25 protein-coding genes and 1 pseudogene are annotated in these 25302 nt (G+C 62.7%); 9 read left to right on the top strand and 17 right to left on the bottom strand.

Features of this window, described 5'->3' with window-relative positions:
* Positions 1-40 precede the first annotated feature (40 nt).
* The 3 genes and pseudogenes from HQN78_RS20080 to HQN78_RS20070 form a co-directional block, all read left to right on the top strand.
* Positions 41-292, top strand: a pseudogene (locus HQN78_RS20080) (STAS domain-containing protein); the annotation flags it as partial.
* A gap of 16 nt (positions 293-308) precedes the next feature.
* Positions 309-1091: a VacJ family lipoprotein gene (locus HQN78_RS20075; RefSeq protein WP_107801057.1), complete on the top strand. Its 783-nt coding sequence runs from the start codon at positions 309-311 to the stop codon at positions 1089-1091.
* Positions 1092-1157: 66 nt separating this feature from the next.
* Positions 1158-1493 (top strand): zinc ribbon domain-containing protein YjdM, encoded by a 336-nt coding sequence (locus HQN78_RS20070; protein WP_107801058.1) that lies wholly within the window; start codon positions 1158-1160, stop codon positions 1491-1493.
* Between the two features lie 71 nt (positions 1494-1564).
* On the opposite strand, the gene murA is transcribed toward HQN78_RS20070, so the two are convergent.
* The 5 genes from murA to HQN78_RS20045 form a co-directional block, all read right to left on the bottom strand.
* Positions 1565-2818 carry a UDP-N-acetylglucosamine 1-carboxyvinyltransferase gene (gene murA, locus HQN78_RS20065; RefSeq protein WP_107801059.1) on the bottom strand — a complete coding sequence of 418 codons (1254 nt, stop codon included), beginning with the start codon at positions 2816-2818 and terminating at the stop codon, positions 1565-1567.
* A 6-nt stretch (positions 2819-2824) separates the two neighbouring features.
* A complete protein-coding gene (locus HQN78_RS20060; RefSeq protein WP_048407933.1) occupies positions 2825-3073 on the bottom strand; it encodes a BolA family protein in 249 nt (82 codons plus the stop codon).
* A 20-nt stretch (positions 3074-3093) separates the two neighbouring features.
* Positions 3094-3849 carry an ABC transporter permease gene (locus HQN78_RS20055; RefSeq protein ID WP_107801060.1) on the bottom strand — a complete coding sequence of 252 codons (756 nt, stop codon included), beginning with the start codon at positions 3847-3849 and terminating at the stop codon, positions 3094-3096.
* Positions 3846-4751, bottom strand: coding sequence for an ABC transporter ATP-binding protein (locus HQN78_RS20050; RefSeq protein ID WP_107801061.1), 906 nt, complete (start codon positions 4749-4751; stop codon positions 3846-3848). The genes HQN78_RS20055 and HQN78_RS20050 overlap by 4 nt, the downstream gene beginning before the upstream one ends.
* A 69-nt stretch (positions 4752-4820) precedes the next feature.
* Positions 4821-5486 carry a TetR family transcriptional regulator gene (locus HQN78_RS20045; RefSeq protein WP_107801062.1) on the bottom strand — a complete coding sequence of 222 codons (666 nt, stop codon included), beginning with the start codon at positions 5484-5486 and terminating at the stop codon, positions 4821-4823.
* A 197-nt stretch (positions 5487-5683) separates the two neighbouring features.
* Here HQN78_RS20045 and HQN78_RS20040 point away from each other — a divergent pair, with 197 nt between their 5' ends.
* Genes HQN78_RS20040 through HQN78_RS20030 form a run of 3 tightly spaced genes read left to right on the top strand, consistent with a single transcriptional unit; the run spans position 5684 to position 11433 of the window.
* Positions 5684-6874 (top strand): efflux RND transporter periplasmic adaptor subunit, encoded by a 1191-nt coding sequence (locus HQN78_RS20040; protein WP_235085807.1) that lies wholly within the window; start codon positions 5684-5686, stop codon positions 6872-6874.
* Between the two features lie 19 nt (positions 6875-6893).
* Positions 6894-10040 (top strand): efflux RND transporter permease subunit, encoded by a 3147-nt coding sequence (locus HQN78_RS20035; RefSeq protein WP_107801063.1) that lies wholly within the window; start codon positions 6894-6896, stop codon positions 10038-10040.
* A complete protein-coding gene (locus tag HQN78_RS20030) occupies positions 10033-11433 on the top strand; it encodes an efflux transporter outer membrane subunit (protein WP_235085805.1) in 1401 nt (466 codons plus the stop codon). The genes HQN78_RS20035 and HQN78_RS20030 overlap by 8 nt, the downstream gene beginning before the upstream one ends.
* A gap of 60 nt (positions 11434-11493) precedes the next feature.
* Here HQN78_RS20030 and HQN78_RS20025 read toward each other — a convergent pair whose 3' ends face one another.
* The 11 genes from HQN78_RS20025 to HQN78_RS19975 form a co-directional block, all read right to left on the bottom strand.
* Positions 11494-11787 (bottom strand): tail fiber assembly protein, encoded by a 294-nt coding sequence (locus HQN78_RS20025; RefSeq protein WP_227105664.1) that lies wholly within the window; start codon positions 11785-11787, stop codon positions 11494-11496.
* A 15-nt stretch (positions 11788-11802) separates the two neighbouring features.
* Positions 11803-12546, bottom strand: a complete 744-nt coding sequence (locus HQN78_RS20020; RefSeq protein WP_235085802.1) for a hypothetical protein — start codon at positions 12544-12546, stop codon at positions 11803-11805.
* 202 nt (positions 12547-12748) lie between these two features.
* The gene (locus HQN78_RS20015; protein WP_235085800.1) at positions 12749-13048 is read right to left on the bottom strand and encodes a hypothetical protein; all 300 of its coding nucleotides are present in this window, start codon (positions 13046-13048) and stop codon (positions 12749-12751) included.
* An 11-nt stretch (positions 13049-13059) separates the two neighbouring features.
* Complete coding sequence (locus HQN78_RS20010) at positions 13060-14283, bottom strand: right-handed parallel beta-helix repeat-containing protein (protein ID WP_235085797.1); 1224 nt, start codon at positions 14281-14283, stop codon at positions 13060-13062.
* 295 nt (positions 14284-14578) lie between these two features.
* Complete coding sequence (locus HQN78_RS20005) at positions 14579-15265, bottom strand: phage tail protein (RefSeq protein WP_235085794.1); 687 nt, start codon at positions 15263-15265, stop codon at positions 14579-14581.
* The gene (locus tag HQN78_RS20000; protein ID WP_235085792.1) at positions 15262-15918 is read right to left on the bottom strand and encodes a phage tail protein I; all 657 of its coding nucleotides are present in this window, start codon (positions 15916-15918) and stop codon (positions 15262-15264) included. The genes HQN78_RS20005 and HQN78_RS20000 overlap by 4 nt, the downstream gene beginning before the upstream one ends.
* Entirely contained in the window at positions 15911-17056 is a 1146-nt protein-coding gene (locus tag HQN78_RS19995) for a baseplate J/gp47 family protein (RefSeq protein ID WP_107801561.1), read from the bottom strand. The genes HQN78_RS20000 and HQN78_RS19995 overlap by 8 nt, the downstream gene beginning before the upstream one ends.
* A 109-nt stretch (positions 17057-17165) precedes the next feature.
* Positions 17166-17549, bottom strand: coding sequence for a hypothetical protein (locus tag HQN78_RS19990; RefSeq protein ID WP_235085789.1), 384 nt, complete (start codon positions 17547-17549; stop codon positions 17166-17168).
* Between the two features lie 236 nt (positions 17550-17785).
* Positions 17786-19342 carry a phage tail protein gene (locus HQN78_RS19985; protein WP_235085787.1) on the bottom strand — a complete coding sequence of 519 codons (1557 nt, stop codon included), beginning with the start codon at positions 19340-19342 and terminating at the stop codon, positions 17786-17788.
* Positions 19343-19372: 30 nt separating this feature from the next.
* Positions 19373-19990, bottom strand: coding sequence for a phage tail protein I (locus HQN78_RS19980; protein ID WP_235085784.1), 618 nt, complete (start codon positions 19988-19990; stop codon positions 19373-19375).
* A 26-nt stretch (positions 19991-20016) separates the two neighbouring features.
* The gene (locus HQN78_RS19975) at positions 20017-20400 is read right to left on the bottom strand and encodes a GPW/gp25 family protein (protein WP_107801567.1); all 384 of its coding nucleotides are present in this window, start codon (positions 20398-20400) and stop codon (positions 20017-20019) included.
* A gap of 391 nt (positions 20401-20791) precedes the next feature.
* Here HQN78_RS19975 and HQN78_RS19970 point away from each other — a divergent pair, with 391 nt between their 5' ends.
* Entirely contained in the window at positions 20792-21241 is a 450-nt protein-coding gene (locus tag HQN78_RS19970) for a hypothetical protein (protein ID WP_235085782.1), read from the top strand.
* Positions 21242-21716: 475 nt separating this feature from the next.
* Here HQN78_RS19970 and HQN78_RS19965 read toward each other — a convergent pair whose 3' ends face one another.
* On the bottom strand, positions 21717-22529 hold the full coding sequence (locus HQN78_RS19965) for a nucleotidyltransferase domain-containing protein (RefSeq protein ID WP_235085780.1): 813 nt from the start codon (positions 22527-22529) through the stop codon (positions 21717-21719).
* Between the two features lie 224 nt (positions 22530-22753).
* On the opposite strand from HQN78_RS19965, the gene HQN78_RS19960 reads away from it, so the two are divergent.
* A complete protein-coding gene (locus HQN78_RS19960) occupies positions 22754-24736 on the top strand; it encodes a methyl-accepting chemotaxis protein (RefSeq protein WP_158274386.1) in 1983 nt (660 codons plus the stop codon).
* Positions 24737-24884: 148 nt separating this feature from the next.
* The gene (locus HQN78_RS19955; RefSeq protein ID WP_235085778.1) at positions 24885-25262 is read left to right on the top strand and encodes a DoxX family protein; all 378 of its coding nucleotides are present in this window, start codon (positions 24885-24887) and stop codon (positions 25260-25262) included.
* Positions 25263-25302: the final 40 nt, after the last annotated feature.

Below are 25302 nucleotides of genomic sequence, written 5' to 3'. Positions count from 1 at the left end.
TGCTGGAACGCACCGCCCCGGCCAGGCCCGGCTCAGCGGCAAGCTGAACATGGATAGCTGCGGCCCCTTCGCCGCGCCGCTGGCCAAGCTCGCCGGCGAAGCGCCCTTGCGCCTGGATCTGTCCGGCGTGACCGGCGCCGACTCGGCCGCGCTGGCCCTGCTGCTCGGCGCGCGCCGCGCCGCCGACGCCGCCGGCCACGCCCTGTCGCTGGAAAACTGGCCGAGCGGGCTCAGCGCCTTGCTGGACCTTTACTCGCTGGCGGAGCTGCTGTCCGCCCCGGCGGCGGATTGATATGCGGAGAGGATTTATGTCGTCCCTGAAACCCGCGCTGACCGGCCTGGCGCTCTCGCTGCTGCTAGCCGGCTGCGCCAGCAACCCGACGGTGCCTTACGACCGCTTCGAGCCCTATAACCGCGCCATGTATCAGGTCAACGACACCGCCGACCGCTACGTGATCAAGCCGGTGGCCGAGGGCTACAAGGCCGTCACGCCGTCGCCGGTGCGCACCGGCGTCAGCAATTTCTTCGACAATCTCAAAGACGTCTACAGCGCGCTGTCCAACGCCTTGCGCGCCGAGCCGGAAAAAGCGCTGAACGACGTGATGCGAGTGGCGATGAACACCGGCTTCGGCCTGTTCGGCCTGATCGACATCGCCAGCCAGGCCGGCCTGAAGAACAACAAGACCACGCTGGGCGACACCTTCGCCGCCTGGGGCTGGCACGACAGCAACTATCTGGTGCTGCCCTTCTTCGGCCCCTCCACCGTGCGCGACGGCGCCGGCCTGACCGCCTCGCTGGCCGGCCCGGGCCCGGAAAAAATGTTCTACGACACCACCTGGCAGGCGGTGGGCTTCTACGGCCTGTACGGCGTGAACACCCGCGCCCGCTACCTGGGCGTGGAAGCCATGCTCAGCACCGCGGCGCTGGATCCGTACAGCTACACCCGCGACGCCTATATGCAGTTGCGCGCGCAGCAGTTGGGCCTGCCCAACCCCACCCAGCCGGCGGACACCTTCAGCCTGGACGAACTGGTCGACTCGCCCGCCGCAACGGCGCCCGGCGACAAAACAGCGGCCTCCGCCGCGCAGTAAACCCACTCTCTCCGCCGCCGGCCACTGGCCGGCGGCCTTCCTTTTTACTTATCAACAGGAAACGCCATGAGCAATCTGCCAGCCTGTCCGCAATGCAAATCCGAATACACCTATCAGGATGGCGCGATGTATGTCTGCCCGGAGTGCGCGCACGAATGGAACGAGCAGGCCGCGCCGTCCGAAGAAGCCCGCGTGATCAAGGACGCCAACGGCAATGTGCTGCAGGACGGCGACAGCGTCACCGTGATCAAGGATCTGAAAGTCAAAGGCTCCTCCCTGGTGGTGAAAGTGGGCACCAAGGTGAAGAACATCCGCCTGGTCGACGGCGACCACGACATCGATTGCAAGATCGACGGCATCGGCGCGATGAGCCTGAAGTCCGAATTCGTCAAGAAAGCGTAAATTCCGCGCTTCAAAACAAAACGCCACGGCCTGAGCCGTGGCGTTTTTCATTGCCGGTGCAAAGCTTGCGCTTAACTGATGCGCTCGATCAGCGCGCCTACCGCGCCCAGCTTCTTCTCGATATGCTCGTAGCCGCGGTCCAGGTGGTAGATGCGATCGACGATGGTCTCGCCCTCGGCCACCAGGCCGGCGATCACCAGGCTGGCCGACGCGCGCAGATCGGTGGCCATCACCGTGGCGCCGGACAGCTTCTCCACGCCCTTGATGATGGCGGTGTTGCCTTCCACTTCGATATTGGCGCCCATGCGGTTCAGCTCGGGCACGTGCATGAAGCGGTTTTCGAAAATGGTTTCGGTCACCACGCCGGCGCCCTCGGCCACGCAGTTCAGCGTCATCAGCTGGGCCTGCATGTCGGTGGGGAAAGCCGGGTAAGGCAAGGTGCGGAAGTTCACCGCCTGCGGACGGCGCTTCATGTCCAGCGAGATCCAGTCGTCCCCGCACTCCACCACCGCGCCGGTTTCGGCCAGCTTGTCCAGCACCGCTTCCATGCTCTTGGGCGCGGCGTTGCGCAGCACGATGTGGCCGCGCGTCATCGCGCCGGCCACCAGGAAGGTGCCCGCCTCGATGCGGTCCGGCATCACCGCGTAATCCGCGCCGTGCAGACGCTCCACGCCCTCGATCACCAGCCGGTCCGTGCCGATGCCGCTGATCTTGGCGCCCATGGCCACCAGACAGTTGGCCAGATCGGTCACTTCCGGTTCGCGCGCGGCGTTTTCCAACACGGTGGTGCCCTCGGCCAGCGTCGCCGCCATCAACAGGTTCTCGGTGCCGCCCACGGTCACCATGTCCATGATGATGCGCGCGCCGCGCAGGCGGCGGGCCTTGGCCTTGACGTAGCCGTGCTCGATGCTGACCTCGGCGCCCATCGCCACCAGGCCCTTGATGTGCTGATCCACCGGCCGGCTGCCGATGGCGCAGCCGCCCGGCAGGGACACCGTGGCCTCGCCGAAGCGCGCCAGCGTCGGGCCCAGCACCAGGATGGACGCGCGCATGGTCTTCACCAGATCGTACGGCGCCACCAGGCTGTCCAGATGGCCGGCGGTGATTTCCATCTCGTGCACATTGTCCGTCATCACCCGCACCCCCATGCCTTGCAGCAGCTTCTGGGTGGTGGCAATGTCGCGCAACATCGGCACATTGGTGAAGCGCATGGTGTCGCCGGTCAACAGACTGGCGCACAGAATGGGCAGGGCGGCGTTCTTGGCGCCGGAAACGCGGATCTCGCCGTTGATCGGACCGTTGCCGATGATTTTCAATTTATCCATGACGGATCAGCCTTGCAGTTTTTGCCATTCGTCCGGCGTGGCGGCCTTGACGATGGACAGAGCGTGAATTTCATTGCTGGCCAGGCGGGTGGCGATCACCTCCTTGACCAGGCGGTGGCGGTCGATCAGGCGCTTGCCCTCGAAAGCCGCCGACACGATGGTGGCGTAGAAGTGGTGGCCGTCGCCTTCCACTTCCAGATGGGTACAGGCCAGGCCGGCCTCGATGTACTGTTTGACTTGTTGCGGAGTAATCATGAGAAATCCCGTGGATGCGCTCAATGGCGCAGTTTATAGCCAGATTTGATCAGCCAGAGCGTCAGGCCCGACAAGACGGCGAAGCTGCCGCCCACCACGCCGGCCGACAGCCAGGGGCTGACGTCGGCCTGGCCGAAGAAGCCGTAGCGGAAGCCGTCTATCATGTAGAACACCGGGTTGAGATGAGACGCGGCGTACCAGAACGGCGGCAGGCTGTTGATCGAATAGAACACGCCTGACAGGAAAGTCAGCGGCATGATCAGAAAGTTCTGGAAGGCGGCCAGTTGATCGAACTTTTCCGCCCAGATGCCGGCCAGGATGCCCAGCGCGCCCAGCACGCCGCAGCCCAGCACGGCAAAGGTCAACGCCCACAGCGGCTGAGCCGGCAGCGGCAGGCCGAACCAGCCGGTGATCAGCAAAACCCCGGCGCCGACGGCCAAGCCGCGCACGACGGAGGCCAGCAGATAGGCGCCGAAGAATTCCAGCGCGGTCAGCGGCGGCAGCAGCAGGAACACGATGTTGCCGGTGATCTTGGACTGGATCAGGCTGCTGGAGCTGTTGGCGAAGGCGTTCTGCGCCATCGACATCATCGCCAGGCCCGGAATCAGGAAGGCGGTGTAGCTGATGCCCGGATAGGCCTCGACATGGCGCGACAACACATGGGCGAAGATCAGTTGATACATCAACGCGGTCAACACCGGCGCGGCCACGGTCTGGAACGCCACCTTCCAGAAGCGCACCAGCTCTTTCTTGAACAGGGTCATGAAGCCGGTCATGGCTGCGGCCCTCCATTCATCATCTTGACGAACACGCTTTCCAGATCCGTCTCCACCACGTTCAGTTCACGCACTTCCACCGCCGCTTCGCGCAGCGCGGTCAGCACCGCTTCCAGCTGGCCTAGGTGCTCCAGCTGCAACACCACGCGGCGGTCCTCGTCGCGCAGCTTCAGAGGCAGCAAGGCCGCCGGCAAATCGCCGGACAGCAGCAAGGCCACTTCGCGGCGCGCGCTGTGCGCCAGCAGCTTGTCCTTGTTCTCCAGCGCCACCAGCCGGCCCTTCTTCAGCATGGCGATGCGCGAGCACAAGGCCTCGGCCTCCTCCAGATAATGAGTGGTCAGCACGATGGTGTGGCCGGCGCGGTTCAGTTCCTGCACGAACACCCACAGGCTCTGGCGCAGCTCCACGTCCACGCCGGCGGTGGGCTCGTCCAACACGATGACCGGCGGGCGGTGCACCAGCGCCTGGGCCACCATCACCCGGCGCTTCATGCCGCCGGACAGGGCGCGCATATTGCTGTGCGCCTTGTCCGCCAGACCCAGCTTGAACAGCAACTCGTCGATCCAGTCGTCGTTGCGGCCCAGGCCGAAGTAGCCGGACTGGAAGCGCAGCGTTTCGCGCACCGACAGGAAGGGATCGAACACCAGTTCCTGCGGCACCACGCCCAGCGCCTTGCGCGCGGCGCGGAAATCGCCGACCACGTCGTGGCCCATGATGCGGATGCTGCCGCTGTCCGGCCGCGACAAACCTGCCATCGCGGAAATCAGCGTGGTCTTGCCGGCCCCGTTGGGGCCGAGCAGGGCGAAGAATTCGCCCGGTGCGACGGTAAAGCCGACCTGGTCCAGCGCCTGCAGCTGGCCATAGCGCTTGCTCACCGCCTGAATTTCAATAGCCTGGGGCATGAGAGAGGTAACACCGACAACGCCGCGCGGCTGAAGCCGCCAACGGCGCTAATGGTTTGACAAAAAAGGTCAATTATAGCGCTGGGCTACGCTTGAGGGGGAGAGTTCTTCCATCACTTCCGGCAGGAATATTCCACGGTAGACATATTGCAACAGTTGCGTGGCATTCTCGCCCAGATTGGTCTGGCTGCCGTCCGCCAGCCAGCGGTTGATCAGACCGTGATGCATGGACTGCAACACCTCGGCCACCGTCTCCGGCGTCACGTAGGGCAAGGTCTGGCCGGCATCCACCGCCATCTGCACCACCAGGGTCAATTGCTCGCGGGTTTCTTGCATATGCGCAACACACTCGTCGTGAATGGGAGCCAGTTCGCCGACATGCTCGCTACGCATAAACAGAATGAGTAATATACGACGAACCTGTTGGTTCTCCCCAATCATGGTCAGCAGCCGGTGGCTATGGTTCCACAAGGCCAGAGCCGGACTCGAGTGTGCCGTTCTCAACAATTGCTCGCAGATGTCATCAAACTGCCCGCCCATCCTGTCCAGCATCGCCCGGTACAAGTCCAGCTTGTTCTGGAAATGCCAATACACCGCGCCGCGCGTCAATCCCGCCGCGCTGGCGATGTCTGCCAGTGTCGTTTTAGAGACACCCTTCTCGCTAAAAAGCTGCTCCGCCGTATCCAGCAGCAGATGCCGCGTTTGTTCGGCTTCTTCCCGGGTTTTGCGTGCCATGTTGAACGTATCGCTGATCAAAGGGGTCTGTCGGAAGCCCGCACCATAACACAATGCGTCGCTGGAAGCATTTTACATACGTACACGCATGTATGTAAAATGTCGCGACTCAAGATCGATCAATTCCCACTATCAAAGAAAAATTGCAGTACCTTTTACTTATAACACTCATACCCCCACATTCCTGAGGACATCCCATGAAGATGCAAGGAAACACCTTCGCCCAGAAAGGCGGGCACTGGCTGTTGCTCACCGCTCTGGCCGCCAGCCTGATGGCCTGCGGTCAAAAAAACGACCAGCACGCCGGCGCCATGCCGCCGGTGCCGGTAGGCGTGATTGAAATCACCCCTAGCGATGTGCCGGTCTCCTTCGAATTCGTCGGCCAGGCGGCAGGCTCGCGAGAAGTGGAAGTACGCGCCCGTGTGGGCGGCATTCTGCTCAAGCGCGCCTATACCGAAGGCAAGCCGGTCAAACAGGGCGACTTGTTGTTCCAGATCGATCCGGAGCCGTTGAAGGCGACGCTGGACCAGGCCCAGGGCAATCTGCAAGTGCAACAGGCTCAGCTGGTACGCACCAAGCAGGACTTCGACCGCATCAGCCCGCTGTTCAAAGAGAACGCGGTCAGCCAGAAAGACCGCGACGACGCGGTCAGCGCTTATGAAGCCGCCAAGGCTTCCGTCGCCGCCGCCCAAGCCCAGGTGCAGCAGGCCAAGATCAATCTTGGCTACGCCCGCGTCACCGCGCCGATTTCCGGCATGACCAGCCAGGAAACCCGCTCCGAAGGCAGCCTGGTGTCCACCAGCGCCGATGGCAGCCTGCTGACCAAGGTGTCCCAGCTGGACCCGGTCTACGTCAACTTCAGCATGTCCGACAGCGACATGATGAATCTGCGCAAGATGCAGGACTCCGGCCAATTGAAGCTGGCCTCCAACGGCCACTTCAACGTGCAGCTGAAGCTGACCGACGGCTCCACCTACGGCAAGAGCGGCCGGCTGAACTTCACCGACAGCTTGGTTGACGCCAGCACCGGCACCATCCGTTCGCGGGCCACCTTCGCCAACCCGGACGGCAGCATTCTGCCCGGCCAGTTCGTGCGCGTGATCCTGCAAGGCGCCCAACGCAGCAACGCCATCGCCGTGCCGCAGCGCGCGGTGCTGACCTCGCAGCAGGGCAAGATGGTCTGGGTCGTCGGCGCCGACAACAAGGTGCAGCCGCGTCCCATCGCCGTGTCCCAGGACGTGGGTCTGAACGTGTTGGTGGAAAGCGGCCTGAAAGCCGGCGACAAAGTGGTGGTGGACAACATCATCAAGCTGCGCCCGGGCGCCGATGTGAAGCCGCATCCGTTCAAGGCCGACGCCAGCGCGCCCGCCGCCGCGCCCAAACAATAAGGCAAAGGGGTAACCATTCATGTTTTCCGCCTTTTTCATCAGGCGGCCCATCTTCGCCAGCGTGATCTCCATCGTGATCACGCTGGCCGGCTTGGCCGCCCTCAAGGCATTGCCCATTGAGCAGTACCCGGAAATCGTGCCGCCGATGATCTCGGTGAGCGCGAGCTACCCGGGCGCCTCCGCCGAGGTGATCGCCAACACCGTCGCTTCGCCGCTGGAACAGGCGATCAACGGCGTGGACGACATGCTCTATGTGCAGTCCACCAGCTCCTCCAGCGGCAAGCTGTCGTTGAGCGTGACCTTCAAGATCGGCACCGACGCCGACCAGGCCACCATCAACGTCAACAACCGCGTGCAGTCGGTGTTGTCGCAGCTGCCGGAAGAAGTGCGCCGGCAGGGCGTCAACGTGACCAAGAAATCCTCGGCCTTCCTGCAGGTGATTTCGCTGTTCTCGCCGGACAAGACCTACGACACCCTGTTCATCAGCAACTACGCGCTGTTGAACGTGGTGGACGAGCTCAAGCGGGTGCCGGGCGTGGGCGACGTGATCAACTTCGCCGGCCAGGACTACTCGATGCGCGTCTGGCTGAAGCCCGATCGCCTGGCCCAGCTCAAGCTGACGCCCAGCGACGTGGCCGCCGCCATCCGCGAGCAGAACGCTCAGTTCGCCGCCGGCAAGGTGGGCGCGGAGCCGGTCAAAGGCAAGCAGGACTTCACCTACACCGTGACCACCCAGGGCCGCCTGTCCGAACCGGAAGAGTTCGAGAACATCATCGTGCGCTCCAACCCGGACGGCTCCGCCGTGCGGCTGAAAGACGTGGCGCGCGTGGAACTGGGCGCCTTGTCCTATGACTTCACCGGCACGCACAACGGCCGGCCCACCATCCCGATCGGCATCTTCCTGGCGCCCGGCGCCAACCAGCTGGCCACCGCGCAAGCCGTGGAACAGACGATGCAGAAACTGGCGGTGAGCTTCCCCAAAGGCCTGAACTACGCCATCCCTTACGACACCACCAAGTTCGTGGAAGTGTCGATCAAAGAGGTGTACTCCACGCTGGCCGAAGCCATGGTGCTGGTATTCCTGGTGGTGTTCCTGTTCCTGCAGAACTGGCGCGCAACCCTGATTCCCTGCCTGGCGGTGCCCGTCTCCATCATCGGCACCTTCGCCGGCATGTACGCCTTCGGCTTCACCATCAACACCCTGACGCTGTTCGGCCTGGTGCTGGCCATCGGCATCGTGGTGGACGACGCCATCGTGGTGCTGGAAAACGTCGAACGCCTGATGACCCAGGAAAAGCTGTCGCCGCTGCAAGCCAGCTTCAAGGCGATGGATGAAGTGTCCGGCGCGCTGGTGGCCATCGTGCTGGTGCTGTGCTCGGTGTTCATCCCGGTGGCCTTCCTCGGCGGCATCGCCGGCCAGATGTACAAGCAGTTCGCCATCACCATCGCGGTGTCGGTGTCGATTTCCGGCCTGGTGGCCCTGACCCTGACCCCGGCGCTGTGCGCGCTGCTGTTGAAGGAAGGCCATCAGCATCCGGCCCGCTTCTTCGTCTGGTTCAACAACTGGTTCGATCGCCTGACCCAGGGTTATTCCCGCGGCGTGGTGTTCCTGATCAAGCGCAGCGCGGTGGGCATCCTGCTGTTCGCCGGCCTGATCGCCATCTGCGTTGGCCTGTTCCGCATCATCCCGTCCAGCCTGGCGCCGGACGAGGACCAGGGCTACATCATCGCCGCCGCCTTCCTGCCGGACGGCGCGTCGATGCAGCGTACCTCGGCCACCATGACCAAACTGGACGCGATGACCAGCAAGAACCCGGCGGTCCAGGACGTGATGAGCTTCGCCGGCTTCGACATCCTGACCGGCGGCAACAAGACCAACGCCGGCGTGTCCTTCATCACCCTGAAACCGTGGGATGAGCGCAAAACGCCCAACCTGTCGTCTCAGGCCGTGGTGGGCGACACCTTCGCCAAGGGCATGATGGGCATCACCGACGGCATCGTGCTGGCCTTCAACCCGCCGCCGATCTCCGGCATGTCCAACACCGGCGGTTTCGAGGCCTATGTGCAAAGCCGCGGCGGCGCCAGCTCCGTGGAACTGGGCGAAGTCACCAAGAAACTGGTAGCCGCGGCCGCCAAACGCCCGGAACTGAAAGGGGTGCAAACCACCTTCTCCGCCAGCGTGCCGCAGATCTACGTCAAGCTGGATCGGGCCAAGGCCAAGTCCCTGGGCGTGCCGGTCAACACCGTGTTCGACACCATGCAGAGCACCTTCGGCGCGCTGTACGTCAACGACTTCAACAAGTTCGGCCGCACCTTCCGCGTGCAGCTGCAATCGGAGGCGGATTTCCGCACCCGGGTTGAAGACCTGCGCAACATCTATGTGCGTTCGCAGGACGGCAATATGATCCCGCTGACGGCGCTGGTGACCATCAAGCACACCACCGGTCCGGAAAGCCTGGAGCGTTTCAACATCTTCCCGGCGGCCAAGCTGGTGGGCGGTCCCGCGCCCGGCTTCAGCTCCGGCGAGGCCTTGAACGTGCTGGAAGCCGTGGCCAAGGACACCTTGCCCGACGGCTACACCCTGGCGTGGACCGGTTCCGCCTTCCAGGAGAAATCCACCAGCGGTTCTTCCGCCGTGGTGTTCGGCTTCGGCATGATCATGGTGTTCCTGATCCTGGCGGCGCAGTACGAACGCTGGAGCCTGCCGATCAGCGTGCTGATGGCGGTGCCTTTCGCCATGTTCGGCGCGCTGATGGCCAACTGGATGCGCGGACTCGCCAACGACGTCTACTTCCAGGTGGCCTTGGTGACGCTGATCGGCCTATCGGCCAAGAACGCGATCCTGATCGTGGAGTTCGCCGTCCAACAAATGGAAGAAGAAGGCCTAAGCGTGGTCGAAGCCGCCATCGAGGCCGCCAAACTGCGCTTCCGCCCCATCGTGATGACTTCGCTGGCCTTCGTGCTGGGTTGCATGCCCTTGGCCATCTCCAGCGGCGCCGGCTCCGCCAGCCGCCACTCGATCGGCACCGGCGTGGTGGGCGGCATGTTGGCCGCCACCTTCATCGCCACCTTCTTCATCCCGATGTTCTTCATGCTCATCATGAAGTTCAGCAAACCGAAACAGCCTCAGCCCGCGGCCGAGGCAGGAGACAAGGCCGATGCTTAAACGCGCCCTGATTCCCTCATTGGTGGCGCTGGCGCTGACCGCTTGCGCGGTCGGCCCCGACTACAGCCGCCCCAAACTGGAGCTGCCGGACAGCGCCCAGGCCCAGAACCCGGCCATCGCCCTGGACTGGTGGAAGCAGTTCAACGATCCGGTGCTGGATCAGTTGATCGCCCAAGCCCTGGAACACAACCAGGACCTGGCCGCCGCCTCCGCCCGCGTCGACGAAGCCGCGGCCCAGGCCGGTATCGCCCGCGCCCAGCTGCTGCCGGCGCTGAACGCCAACGCCGGTTATCAACGCGGCCGCGCTTCCAGCACGACAAGCACGCCGGGCGCGCCGCTGGTCAGCGACGTGCGCAACGCCAACCTCACCGCGTCTTGGGAACTGGACCTGTGGGGCAAGCTGCGCCGCGGCAATGAAGCGGCGCGCGCCGACTTCGCCGCCAGCCGCTTCGCCCGCGACAGCTCGAAGCTGGCGATCGCCGCGCAAACCGCGCAGACCTATTTCCAGCTGCGCGCCTACGACGCCCAGTTGGACATCGCCAAGCGCACGCTGCAAAGCCGCGAGGAATCGCTGAAGCTGCAGACCAAGCGCTTCAAGGGCGGCTTGATCTCGGAGCTGGACCAGCAGCAGGCCGAGGCCGAGGCGGCCTCCGCCCGCGCCAAGGTGCCGCAGATCGCCAGCGCGCTGGAGCAGACCGAAAGCGCGCTGGGCGTGCTGCTCGGCCACTCGCCCAAGCAGCTGGTGGCCGGCGGCATTCAGCGCGGTCAAAGCCTGGACGCGCTGTCCGCCCCGCCGGAAGTGCCGGCCGGCCTGTCCTCCAGTCTGCTGGAGCGTCGGCCGGACATCGCCGCCAGCGAGCAGCAGCTGGTCGCCGCCAACGCCCGCATCGGCGTGGCGCGCGCGGCCTACTTCCCCAGCATCAGCCTGAGCGGGGCGCTGGGTTCGCAAAGCCTGTCGCTGGACACCCTGTTCACCGGCCCGACGCGGACCTGGAGCTTTGTCGGCAATCTGGCGGCGCCGGTGTTCAACTTCGGCCAGACCGGCTACGCGGTGGACGCGGCCAGCGCGCGGCAGAAACAGGCGCTGGCGCAGTATCAGAAGACGGTGCAAAGCGCGTTCAAGGACGCGCTGGACGCACTGTCCGGCTACGGCGCGGCGCGGGAGATCCAGGCGGCGCAGACCACGCAGTTCCAGGCCTTGAACAAATCGCTGCGCCTGGCCAATCTGCGCTACGACAACGGCTACGCCAGCTATCTGGACGTGCTGGACGCGCAACGCAACAGCTTCCAGGCGGAGCTGGGCCTGGTGAGCGCCAAGCTGGACCAACTGAATGCCGTGGTGGGCCTGTACAAGGCGCTGGGCGGCGGCTGGGAAGCCCCGGCCAAGTCCTGATCCGCAACGTGCAAAGACAAACCCCGCCTTGGCGGGGTTTTTTATTGGCTAACCGCGGCATCAGGCCGGGAGAGCCGGCCACACTACATGGTCAAGGTCCGGCACGGACTCGGGCATATCCCGCAGTTGCTTGCGGTAGGCCTGCCAGGCGGTTCGCTGCTCGGCGCTGTATGGCGCGTCCGGCAACTGGGTTTTGTCGGACGCGGCTAGCAGGCGGTCGCGCTCAATACGCAGCAGCTCCAGCTTGGCTGCGCGAATCAGCTGGCTCGCAGTGGCCGCGTCGACGTCTAGTTCGGCCAGTTGGTCGGCGGGCACATTGATCATACCGTTAGGCAGTTTGGCAATCATCAGCATCGGAATCTCCTGGAATTAAGCGGTCGGCGCGTCGACAAAGGCGTTCAGGGTTTGCGGCGGCGCAACGCGGCTGGCCAATGCAATAGGGCTGGCCACCCAGCGGGTGTTGACATGCTCATAACGCGCCAACTCCCTCTCCTCCCCTTTCCCATCATGAAAACCAAAATTCAAGGGCAAATTAGAAATGACTCGATAATTCAAACCGCCGCCACGCAGATAAGCTCCACTCAACACCATATTGCACTCAGCCAACGTTCCCTCCGGAAGGCTGTTGTACGCCGGCTTATTCACATCTATCCGATTTTGCTTGCAATACATCGCATGGGCGACATGCGACACCGTTGGATTATAGGTTTCGCTGAAGCGCTTGATTTCGAGAAACTTGGCGTCCCCGCCCCAAGCCACGTCACTGCCCTCCATTTCCAGCAACAAGCCCGCCTGATGCACACTGCTGGCATTCAACGGCCGCTCCGTCTCGGCGCCATTCCACGCATAATGACGAACAATGGATACCTGATGGACTCCAACATCTCCCGCGGACTGGAAACGCCACCACACCGGATAGAAGAAGTCCTTGCTGCCACCGATAGTAAAATCGATGACGATGCGGCGTTCCGGCGTATTCTCCTTGCGCCAATCCTCCATTTGCTGAATCTTGACATCCACGCGCCGATCGATATCGGCAATCTTGCCGTTTACCGTGCCGGTCAGCGCATTCGACGCCTGTACCAATTCCGCGATATTGCTTTCCAAGCTCATCATGCTCTCCAATAGTTCATCACAGAGTTCGGCCGGAACCCAGGGTCCGACCATGCTTTTCGTCCACAGCAAGAAATGTATGAACGAACTCGAGACTGACAAGGAAGCATTCTGGCACTGGCAAAATACGCTGTATCTTAAAACATTTTAAAAAATCAAAGGAAGCCACCTCCCCAAGTGGCTTCTTATTCATCCCTTCCAATCAGGGTTGAATTTTCTCAAGCTCGTCGAAGTCTGGGTTGGCACCACCTCTCCAAGCCAGAACCGCATCGATGAATGTGCCCATTGCTTCGACCTCCTCCTTTTTTCCTCTACGCACGATGTTCAACTGTTGTTGGATGCTATAGGCGCTAAGGATTTTCCCCTCCGCCGCTGCCCGCAGATAATGATCAGCATCCACCTCCGGCACCTCGGTGCCTTCTGCATAATCAAACCAGCCGCCATCCAAACTCAGGCCAGCCGCTTCTTCATCAAATTCATTAACATTTTCAATATGATCCATCACATTCCTCCTTAACTAAAAACGATGGTCGCGTTGGCATTACCTGCCACACCGCTACTCGCCGGGGAGTACTTGACTTTGTTTTCTATTGATTTGGCAGAGCTGCCTGTCGCATCAATGAATCCCCCCTTGATCGCCTCGTAGGCAATAAGCGAACAATAGCTAGCGGAGCTACCCACTACATGAGCGAGGCCAGCCAGGTCAACATAGAAACCCTTCTCAACATTTTGAATCACAATATTGTTGCCAAATACCGCCCCTTGATACCGTGCCCCAATCCCCACCTTGCAATCCTTGATGGTACAAGGCTCCCCATCATTTGGGTGAATCTGTACTTTTGAACCAGAACTGCTGTATATGCCATAGTTAGCGCAGCTTTTAATTAATGCCCCATAAGCATATATCACACTATTATTTCCAGCTCGCAGCCCATTATCACTGCACAGGCTAATACTAACTCCATGTGCTTCCACCAAAGAGCTTTGTTCTGCCCTCAATCCCGTTGACGCCACCTTCACGCCATTGGTGTAAGTCATTAAAAACTGCTTTCCCTTGCCAGAAAAAACGGCATCATTGATATAAGCTCGAGAAGCATGATGCGCCCTTAGCCCATCATAACCGAATCCCATAACACGCAAACCATGACAAACATATAGACTCCCCTCCGTCATTTCTATACCATGATTTACATTTTCAATTTCAATTGACTTATTATCCGACACCACATACGCGCCCCTTTGCAAAAGGATACCGCGCCAAGTGAAGTTTTTGTCGACATCCATCTCTCCAATGATTTTGAACCCACTAAAATTAACACCGCGTACCCCGTTAAAAATCACCCCATGAGAACGGTTAGCGCTATCCGGCACAAACTTAAGCACACATGCCTCCGGGTTTTTGATATTGCCTTCAATCCTGATCCGATGCGCATAGGGCTGCCCTCTCAAATGAATTGAAGTACTGGTGTGCACCCCGTCACTCACTTTAATTTTCACATCATGTCGCAATACCTTGCCACTCAAGGATGTCCACGCCTCATAAATCGTCTTGAAGGGCTTGCCCGGTCCCACTTCCAGAATCTGGCTCGCCGTGGTTCCCCAATTGGCCATCGTGCTGTCCATTTTAGCGACTTGAACATCCACCCTTTTATCAATAGCGCCGATCTTGCCATTGACAACTCCAGTCAATGCATTTGCTGACTTGACCAGATCTGCAACATTGCTTTCCAAGCTCATCTCTTTCTCCTTAAAGTCAAACAACAACACACAGCCATTTCGGCTGACATCAAAACCGCCTTTACCAACACTCTTCCATGACAAGCCGACAATTAATGAATATTAAAATTAATAAATTCAATAAATGCCGAACTAAACAGCGAATACCGTATTCATGAGATAGGCGGGGAAGCCCTGGATGCTGTCTCTTTACCGCATGCGATGTGCCAGCAACATCAGCACAGCTCGCCTAGACGGCTCAAAATAGTTTCATCCTCAACGCTTGGCTGCCCGCCTCCCCCCACGATCCGTTGGCTCAAATGCCCAGATGTTGTTTCACAAACAAATGCTGGAGACTGACGATGGCCGCCGCGTTGGCAGTGGCCAGTTCCAGGCCGGAGCGTTTATCGGCGGCATGCTCCTGCTCCAATGCTCGGCTTTGGCTTTGCAGGGCGGCCACCTGCGGTTCCAGCGCCTGCTGCTTGTCCGCCTGCGCGCGGATGCGATCGTCGCGCTCCAGACCGCGGGTGGCCTCGCTGATCTGGGCGGCGGCCAAAGCCGCCAACTCGCTGGCCAGGCTCAGATTGAGGCTGGCGCCGCTGGATTGGATGGTGACGCTGTCCGGCGGCAGCGCGTTCAAGGCCAGGTCATAGGCCAGCAGCAATTGCACATCGGCGGCCTTATAGGCCAGCGCCGCCTTCGGGTCCGACCAGACCGCCAGCAAAGTGCCGTCCGCCAAGATGAAGCCGATCTCGCGCACCCAAAACGCCTTGTCGTCGTCGGCGATGGCGGTCAGATGGATCTGGGTATTGCCCAGCCGTTCGCCGCCGGCGATGGGGTAGCGCGCCTGTTCGCCGCGCAATTTGGTCTGGCTCTGCGCAGGCGCGTAAGCGCCGTCGCCCAAGGCGATGTGAGTGATCTGCGCGGACACGCCGTCATTGCTGGCGCGCCAGATCGCGGCCAGGCCGGCGGCGGTGATAAGAGGTGCTAAAGGGGTGCTCACAACGATGCCTCCATGGTGACGTGGACCACGCCATAGATCTGCGCGGCGGATGAAAGGGTCAGCGGCTGCTGCGGCGCCAACCGCATCGGCGCCGTCTCGGCGCTGCGGCGGATCAAGGCGCGCGCCTGAGCGGCCGAAGCCAGGCCCAAGCGGCCGTTGAAGCGCGCGCCCAGCTTGAAGCGATAAGTGCTGCGCGCCGGCTTGGCGAGCTCCACCATGCGCCGCAGCCGGCGGTAAAGCTCGGGATTCAACAAGGCCTGGCCGGGCAACAGATTGTCGTTGGCCCAGGCGGTCAATTCGAAGGTATAGGGCGCGGCCGGCGGCTGGCGCTGCCACCACTCCTCCAGTTCCACCGTCACGCCGAGGATGCGGAACACTTCGCGCAGCGCCCAGGGCGTGCCCTTGTGTCGGTGCAGTTCTATGCTCTGCTTGATCAGATCTCGGCGCTGCCGCTCGCTCTGGGTCAGCAGCCAGCCTTCATCGCCGTCGATATGGAATTGCTCGGCCAACAGGGGCAACAGCTCCGGCTTGGCCGCGTCCACTAGATAAACCAACAGGCCGCCTGGGTCGATGTCGCCCAAGCGTTCGCTAAGCCGGGCCAGCGGGCCGAAGCGCGCGTCGCGCGCCAGCAGATTGGGGGTCACATCAGCCATCCTGGCCTCCGGTCATTTCCAGCTGAATGCCGGTGCAGTGCGACCAGCCCTGCGGCGGCACCACCTGGGTGGCGGCCGGCTCCAGCAAAGTCACTTGGTAAACGCCGGACACCGACAGCGTGGCGATCAGCTGCGACGGCACGATGTCGCGGCCCAAGCGCTCCGCCTGCGCCTGCACGAAAGCGCCGACGGCGGCCTGCGCCTGCTGCTGCACGGTTTTGGGATCGACATCGCGATACGGCGTCAGCCGCGCGCGCACCCGGTAGCCGTAATCCTCCGGCGGCAAGACCTCCACCAGATCGGTCAGCGGCCGCACCCGGTCGGCGCTGCAGGCGGCGGCCACCACGCTGAGCAGGCTGTCCGGCGGCATGCCGGTCTTGGTCAGCGGGTATAGCCGCACCACGCCGGGCGGCACCTGATTGGCGCTTTGCAATTCGCCGTTCTGCTGTTGCAGGCTGGCGCTGATCACCGCCACGTCGGCGATGTCCTGATGCGCGCGCAGCGCGTGGTGACGATAGGAGGCGGCGCTGCCGGCCACGCTGAACGACTCCGGCGCCAGCCTAATGCGCGCGCGCAAACGCTCGTCGTCCTCGGCGTCGGCGCCGCCGGCGCTGGTATCGATATTGACCACGCTGGCGTCCACGTCCAGTTCATCCACCAGAGCGTTGATCTGGCCCGGCACAAAGCCGTTGCCGGCGGCGCCGGCCTCCACCGCGCTGACCGGCACGTCGACGCTGCTGCTGCCGGCGGGCGCAATCTGGCTGGCCAGCGTTTGGAACTGCACGCCGCCGCCGGCCACCAGGGTCTGCGCCGGAATCAGCTGCGCCAGCGCCAGCGGCTGGGAGAAGGCGATGCGCACCGTGCAGCGCGCGTGCTGGGCCGGCAAGCGGCTGACGCCGACCAGTTCGCCCAGGTAGTCCAGCATGGGCGCGCGAGCGAAAGCCACCAGGTTTTGACGGCCGGCGTCGTTGAAGGCGGCGCGAACCACGCTTTCGCGATAGGCGATCAAATCGATCAGCAAACGCTCCACCTGGCCGGGATAGAGCGTCTTGCCGCTCATCTTCTGGTAGGCGTCGATCAGCTCGGCGGTGACGAGATGCGGATCGTCATCGATGAACTTGGGCAAGTCTGGGGTCATGGAAGAACGTCCTTGAATGGGGAGCGGCGGCGGCCAGACGCGGCCGCCGTGGAGCGCCGAAGAGGAAGCGGATGGCGAAATGATCCGCCATCATGCCCCCGGCCGGCTTTTAAAGCCGTTTGGAAAAGAACTTGAACAGACTGCCGGCGCGGCCGGCTTCGGCTTCCGGCAAGGCGGCGGCGAAATCGCCGGCGGCCAGCTGCTGCAGCCGGGACACGGCCTCGTCGGTCGCCGCGCGCGCCGCCGTCTCGTCCGCGGCCTGACGCACCGCCTCCTTGCCCTTCAGCCGCGCGTCGCGGATCGCGTACAGCGCCTGTTCGCAGGCGGCCGCCTTGACCAGGATACTGTCCGCCGCCTGCTGGCCGTCCCAACTCTTGGCTTCAGCCCAGGAGCGCACCGCCGGCGGCGCCTCGCCCTTGTAAGCGGCGTCCTTGAACGCCTGCGCCTCGGCGGCGGCGCGCTGGTATTCGGCCAGCTTAGGCTCACTGCCCAAGGTTACGCTGCGGGTGGAATCTGCGGCGGCATCAATCTCTCGCAGCAACTGTTCTTGCAACTCCGCCAGAGACAATTGTGGTGTCGGTTGATTGCCTTGCTGTAGCCAAAGCTCGTACTCATCCCACCAACGATGCCCTTGAGGGATATATGCCCCATCGGCAACTCGAATCACTCCGCCCGACTGGTCAGTTAAACGATATCCGGCATTCATTCTTACCTCCCCCAATTGATTCATTAAATTTCAGCATCCGCCACCCAATGACAGGCAATCCAATTATTAGTTGGACCAACTGGGGGAATCACATTTACAAACTTGGTAGAACTGGACTTGGATACTGGAACGACACCATTTCCATTGATCGTAGTCATTCTATCAACGGCACCCAAACCGTCATAAATCACAACAGCCGGCTCAATCCGTTTCTCTACCATAAACGGGATAGTCATATTAATTTGCTTGTCACCCAAAGTGCCGACATTCAAATGAAACATCTTGCTGAATATAGCCGGTGCGGAAGCAGACTCAGCGCCATAATTTTTAGCGGGAAAATCATTTAGCGGATAGCTTTTTTCAAAATACCGCTGGCACAAAGTTAATTCCTCGCCAAAGCTGCGATACTCGAACGGCGTCGCCACCGGGCTCTCCTCCAACTGCACCTGAGCAATATCGAAAGTGCCGGTTTGCGCGCCGGTAATCGCATTCAAGGCTGGGTAGGCATCGCTGTACGACACCCCAAGAAAAACAGCCAGAGAGGCCTCGTTCCCCGGTTCGCGCCCCTGTAGGCTGGGCGAGGAGAAAGAGAAGACAAAGCGTTGCCAGCGGCTGGTCAGCTCTACTGGAACCGCCTCCAGCGCTCTGATCTTGTCGGATGCGGCTGGCGGTCGTTTCAGCCACTGTTCAACATAGGCCACCATCTTGCGCGGCTGATCCGCCTTGGCCCAGAAACTCAAGGTCAGACGCTTGCCAGCAAAACGCCGCAGGTTTTCCACCGGCTGACACACCTGGCAGTACTCGTTGACCTTGCTGGCCGGCGGCTTGCTCAGCGTCAGACGCATGAAGTTCGTCGTCGCTCCCAAGGTTTCAGTCTCGGCGATACTGGCCGCCATCCGCGACAAGGTCGCGCCGCCAAGCGGGCCGCCGCCCAAATCCAGAAGCCAACGGTCCACCGAGCCATAACCGCCCACTGTCTGACTGGCGCCGCGCTGCCACACGTCGAAACCCCCATTGATCAGCACATTGCGGCGGTAGGCCTGGGCCGGAAAGGTTTGCAGAGGATGGAAGTCGCACGGCTTGGCATCCCGCTTCGCCAACTCCTCTGCGATACGCTGATCCACCGCAGAGCGCGTGGCCAATACCACGCTGGGGTCCACCAGCAGCGTCACCGCCGCGGTGTTGGACACTTCCAGAATCATCCGCACATAGAGCTGCTTATTGGAGCCGGCCGCCAGCAGCGGCTTGTAACTCTCGGGAAATTTGCCGACGGCGATCAGATCACCGCGGCTGTCGAACAGGCCCACCTCGCGGATGTAAAAACCGCCCACCGTATCCGGCAGCACCGCCTCCGCCACCACCCAATTGGGGTTGTTCGGGTCCACCGCCAGGTGGTTGAGCGCGCCGCGCCAGGTTTCGTGCTTGAGCGCGGTCTGGCTCTCGCTGGGCGTGTAATACCCGCCGTTGTCGCCGTCGCCCACCGCCATCTGGCTGATCTGCAGCGGCGCGCCGTTGGCTTGCGCCGCCGCCAGCTTGGCCTTGCCGCTGGCGGTGAGAAGCGTGAAAAACTCATTGGCCATCGATTGCTCCTGGAAAAGATTCAAGGGGTCTCATGCTGCGGGATAAAGCGTGACCGTCTCGACGCTGGCGTGCGCCAGCGCCACGTTCAAACTGGCGCGCTGTTGCAGTGATTCGGGCTGGAACGGGTAGACCGTGGCCAGCTCGCCCACTTGAGTGGCCAGCGCCAGCACCGGAACGGCACTGCGGTTGCTCAACACCAGCGCCAGCCGCTCCAGCACCGAGCGGGCGTTCTTGTACTCGTTGATCATCGCCTCCAGCGCCGCCAGTGTGGCGGCGTCTATGCCGCGGGCGGCCAGGTCGATTTGGATTTTGAAGTGATAAGGCTTGCCGCCGTATTCGAACCATTCGCTGATCTGGCCGGACAAGGCCAGCGTGGCCAGCACCTGTTGCAAGGACCAGCGCGTGCCCTTGCTGCGGTGCAGGTGGATGGACTGTTTGATCAGCTCGCGCCGCTGGCGCTCGCCCTGGCTCAGCCGCCAGCCCTCGTCGCCGGCGACATGGAATTGCTCGGCCAGCGCCGGCAGCCAGCCGGCGTCCACCTGATCCACCAGATAGACCAGCAAGGTGCTCAGATCGGCGTCGCCCAAGCGGGTGGTGAGCTGCGCCAGTTGGCCGAAGCGTTCGTCCTTGGCCAAAATATTGGGCACGGTTCCGCTGCCCGTAGCCGCCGCGCTCATAGCCGCAACTCGGTTTCGCGGATCACACCGTCGGCCAGCCGCCATTGCACGCTGAGCCGCGCGTCGCCGTTGCCGCCCACGCTGTAAAACACTCGCGCCACGGCGACGCGCGGTTCGCCGTACAAGGGGTGGCTGATCGCCTCAACCGCCTCGCGCACCACATGCGGCCGGGCCCGATCCACCGGGTAGTCCAGGTAACGGAACAAATCGCTGCCAAACTCCGGCCGCAGCGGATCGCTGCCCTTGGGCGTGCCCAAGATGATGCGCAAGGCCTGATGGATGTCGTCGAGGTTTTCGACGATGTCAGCGGGGGATGCCTGATCGCGGGCCTGCAAGGCCGGCTGCCAGTGCAAGGAGGAGATGTCGGATATGCGGGTCATTGGCCTATGATGCCTCAAGGCCCGCTGCGGGGCTTTTAAAGCCGGTTAGGGAAACAATTGAATTACAAGGACAATTTCGCGGAGGCCACCGCATCCGGCGCAAGCCTTGCCTCCATGCCTTGACCCTCCGCACCCGGTCGGCAACAATCCCCCCGTTGCCGCCCACATGCGGCACACGGGATTGGCGTCCCGTTAAACGATAAAAAAAGCGGCGGTGATCCTACCGCCGCGCACACCATAGCAGCGCCCTAAAGGGCAGGCTCGTGGTGGGAGAGTGCTATGCACTCGCCGGTTTTATCGTTTCCGGTACGCCAATCCTGCTTCGCGCCTGCCCAATACTTCAGTCTTCCCCGGCAGGTGGTTTATCTTGTGTCACAGCAGGAGAAACACCATGCAACACCCTCAAAACTTTCCCCCGCGCCGCCGCTACAAATTGAACGCTCTGGGACAACAGGAAGCCCTGCTCCCCTTCGTCCGCTTCTGCCCCGGCCGCACCTACCCGCATTACTGGCAAATGCCCACGCCCAGCAAGGACCTCCTCGCCGACCACGCCTACGGCCGCGAATGCGCGGCTCACCTATTGCAATGGCTGAAGGACAACCGGGAATACGTCGGCAAAGGCCTGCTCAGCCGCGTGGCGCGCGACATCGATTTTGACGACCGCGACGGTCGCGGCCAGTGGATGGGTTTCTTCAACTATCTGGAAATCATGATGCTGCTGGGCGCCGACCGGGTCCGGGTTTACCGCCATGTCGATAGCCAACACCAGATCTATCTGGCGCTGGGACAGCGCTTCAGCCTGGAAGCGCGCTTCCGCCGCATCCGCCTGCGAAACCGCTAAGCGTCTTGCGGCGGGTACCGCTGCGCCCCACCCACCCTACGGTGGATGGGCTTGTAGGGTGGGTGGAGCCGAAAGGCGATACCCACCAAACCCCGCCGCCAAGACCCAAGCATCGATTCCATCGCGTTTCCGCGTGGGTATCGCTGCGCTCCACCCACCCTACGGTGGATGGGCTTGTAGGGTGGGTGGAGCCGAGAGGTGATACCCACCAAACCCCGTCACCAAGGCCCAAGAATCGATCCCATCTCGTTGCCGCGTAGGCATCGCTGCGCTCCACCCACCCTACGGCGGATGGTCTTGTAGGGTGGGTGGAGCCGCAGGCGATACCCACCAAACCCCGCCGCCAAGATCCAAGCATCGGTCCCATCGCGTTTCCGCGTAGGCATCGCCGGGCTCCGCCCACCCTAGGGCAGGAGGTTTGTCGGACGGATGGCGCCTTCAGAAACGGGCTGTTGAAACCAAGGCCTCCGCCTGTTCAAACGCCGCAGGCCAGGCGTACTTGCTCCAGCAATGCGTCCGCCCGCGCCCAGTCGCTGTAGCGGCTCGGGCGCGCCGCGGCCTCGTAATCCCGCATGGCCCCATCGATATAGTCTTGCAGGCCCGGCGTGGCCGGGCCGTACTCCGGCGCGCCGCCGGCGGTTTTCAAGGCCAGCAGGCCGGCCAGCTCATCGCGCAGCCGGACATCGTCCAAAGTCCCAGCGACCAATTCCGCCAGCGCCAGCGGCGGCATGCCGCGCCGCGTCTTCACCCATTGCGCCGCCAGCAAGGGCCGCAGCACGTACAGGTATTTTTTCAGTCGCAGTTGTTGCTCGAGCTTGCGGCCGCGGTAGTTCTTGCGCGCTACGGACAGATAATGCCAATAGGCCGCCTCGCCGGCGAAGTGCTCCGGCCCCAGATCCCGCAAGACCCGGCAGGCCGCCGGGTGCTGGCGGTAGACCTGCGGCGAGGCCAGCCACTCCAGCAGCGCGGCGTTGCCTCCCAGGCTCAGCCGCAGCGCCTTGCGCAGCTCCCAGCCGCTGATGTCCAGCCCGTCGGCCAGCGGCAGCTCGATCACGTCGCGCCGGTCACCGGTCTCGTACCACGCTTCCGGATGCAGATAGACGAAGCGCACATCGTAATCGCTGTCCGGCGCGGCGTAGCCCCAGCAGCGGCTGCCGCCTTCGGCCGCGTAAAGGATGCGCACGCCGTGGCTCGCCTCCACTTGTTCCAAGCGCGCCAGCACCAGCCGCCGCGCGGCCTCCGCCGGGCGCTCGGCATGGTCCGGGCGGGTGCATGCTTCCATCGACATGCTTCGATTCCCCCTGTCTCGCCGCGGCGCGCCGGAAGATGGCGCGCCGTCCCGCCGATTGCAAAATTTCCCTTTACCCCATTTAAGCTATTTAATACAAATGGCGGCATGCCGTTGGAAACCGATGCCGCCGGCGGGCCCACACCATAATAACCGGGCCGGGAACCGGCGTCCGCTCGCAACGGCTTTTGGGGAAGAACACATATGAAGCGATGGGGACAACCATGATCACCACCATCAAGGGCAAGATTCTGGCCAGTTCCGGCCTGCTGATCCTGATCGGTTTTTGCGTGCTGGCCGGCGTCAATATCTACGCCAGTTATCAGAGCGCGGAGAAGGCGGTGCTGGACAACGCCAAGCTGTTGGCCGAAAGCGAGGCCGGCCAGGTGCAACGCTTGCTGGGCAAGACTTACGATTCGGCCCAGGTGGTGGCTGAATCCGCGGTGGCGGTGAAGCACAATCTGCCGCCCAACGCCCGCCAGCTGATATCCGACATCGTCAAAGGCCAGTTGCCCAATAATCCGGACGCGGTCGGCTATTGGGCGATCTGGGAGCCCAACGCGCTGGACGGCCGCGATGCGGAGCTGGCCGGCAAGGAGCACAACGACAAGACCGGCCGCAGCGGCGTGTACTGGTATCGCAAGAGCGGCAAGATCGACGTGGTGTGGGGCGGCGAGGGCGTGGACGACAGCGCCTACTACACCGAGCCGCGCAAGACCGGCAAGCCGATGCTGACCGAGCCTTACGTCGATCCCGACATCAAGATCCTGATGGGCACCATTTCCTTTCCCCTGTCGAGCAACGGCAAGGTCTTGGGCGTGGCCGGCTGCGATATCGCGCTCGGTCATTTGCAGGAGCTGGCCGCCAAGGTCAAGCCTTATCAGAGCGGCTTCATGAGTTTGTATTCCAATAGCGGCGTGCAGCTGGCCGGCCGCGACCCGGCGCTCAACGGCAAGGCGGACGCCGGTCTGCCGGCGGCGGCCAAGACGGCGATCAAGGGCGGCCAGCCGGCGGAGTACGACAGCGACGACGGCTTCCGCCACTTCATCATGCCCATCACCGTGGGCGAGGCCGGCATGCCGTGGGCGGTACGCATTTCCATCCCTTTGAGCGAGGCATTCGCGCCGGTGCGCGCGGCCAGCTGGCAGTCGGCCTTGATCAGCCTGGGCATTCTGGCGCTGATCCTGTTGCTGCTGGGCGCCACGCTCAGCCAGTTGCTGCGCCCGCTGGGCCGGCTGCAATCGGCGATGAGCGAGCTGGCCTCCGGCAGCGGCGATCTGACCCGGGCGCTACCCATCGCCAGCCGCGACGAGATCGGCCTGGCCGCCGGCGCCTTCAATACCTTCACCGGCTCGCTGCGCACGATGATGCTGGACGTGCGCCGCCACGCCGGCGATGTGCTGGGTTCTGTGCGCCAGTTGTCCGGCGACGTGGATCAGATCCGCGGCAGCTCGGCGCGCCAGTCCGAGGCCGCCAACGCCACCGCCGCCAGCGTGGAGCAGTTGTCGGTCAGCGTCAGCCACATCGCGGAATCGGCGCGAGTGGCGGAGCAGCGCGCGCGCGAGGCCGATACGCTGTCCAGCGAGGCTTCGGCCAATGTCGACGCCACCGTGCGCGAGATCGGCCGCATTTCGCAGACGGTGCGCGAGCTGGCCGAGGTGCTGAGCGGCATGCAGCAACGCTCGGACCAGATCAGCGGCATCGTGTCGGTGATCCGCGACATCGCCGACCAGACCAATCTCTTGGCGCTGAACGCGGCGATCGAGGCGGCGCGCGCCGGCGAGATGGGCCGCGGCTTCGCGGTGGTGGCGGACGAAGTGCGCAAGCTGGCCGAGCGCACCGCTCAGGCCACGCTGGAAATCTCCGGCGTGATCCAGACCATGCAGCAGGACACCACCAAGGCCTCCGACAGCATGGACGGCGCGCTGCGCCAGGTGGACCAGGGGGTGAAGCTGGCCGAGGAATCGGCGCAATCGATCCAGCAGATCAGCGGCCACGCCCAGCAAGTGGTGGAATCCGTGGGCGACATCGCCGCCTCCACCTCCGAACAGTCCAGCGCCAGCCAGGAAATCGCCCGCCACATTGAAAACATTCACGGCATGTTGCTGCAAACCGACGAATCCATCAGCCAGGCGCAGCAGGCCACCACTTTGTTGGCGCGCCTGGGCGAGGAGCTGGATTCCCTGATTGGAAAATTCAAGCTGTAGCCGCGGCTTGGTCGGATTTTTTGATCGACTCTTGCGGTTTTTTGCGCTTTTTCCGCGCCGTCCCGGCCCGTATAGTCCGTTCATGGCCGGCCGCCCTCCGCGGCCGGCGTCATCAATCAAGGCCGGCGCGCCGGCAGGAGAACGCAAGATGGACAAATGGATCACATTGCTTGCCCGCGTGCTGTTGGCTCAGGTCTTCATCCTGGCCGGGATAGGCAAACTCGGCGCCGGCTACGCTGCCACCCAGGGTTATATGGCCGCGATGGGCGTGCCCGGCTTCTTGCTGCCGCTGGTGATCGCTTTGGAAATCGGCGGCGGTCTGGCCTTGGCGCTGGGCGTGCAAGCGCGCTGGGTGGCCTTGCTGCTGGCCGGTTTCTCGGTCGCCTCGGCGCTGCTCTTCCACTGGGAACCGGGCAATAGCCAGCAAATGATCCAGCTGACCAAGAACCTGGCCATGGCCGGCGGCCTGCTGATGGTGTTCGCCCACGGCGCGGGCAAGCTGTCCTGGGACGGCCGCAAGGACTGAGAGCCTGCTCAAAATGTGCCGCGCGTCGGCGGGAGAGTGA

Source organism: Chromobacterium sp. Beijing (assembly GCF_021496765.1).
In the GTDB taxonomy this organism is placed as follows: Bacteria; Pseudomonadota; Gammaproteobacteria; order Burkholderiales; family Chromobacteriaceae; genus Chromobacterium.
Note: the sequence above shows the minus strand (reverse complement) of the source record. Positions and strands in the feature narration are given on the sequence as shown.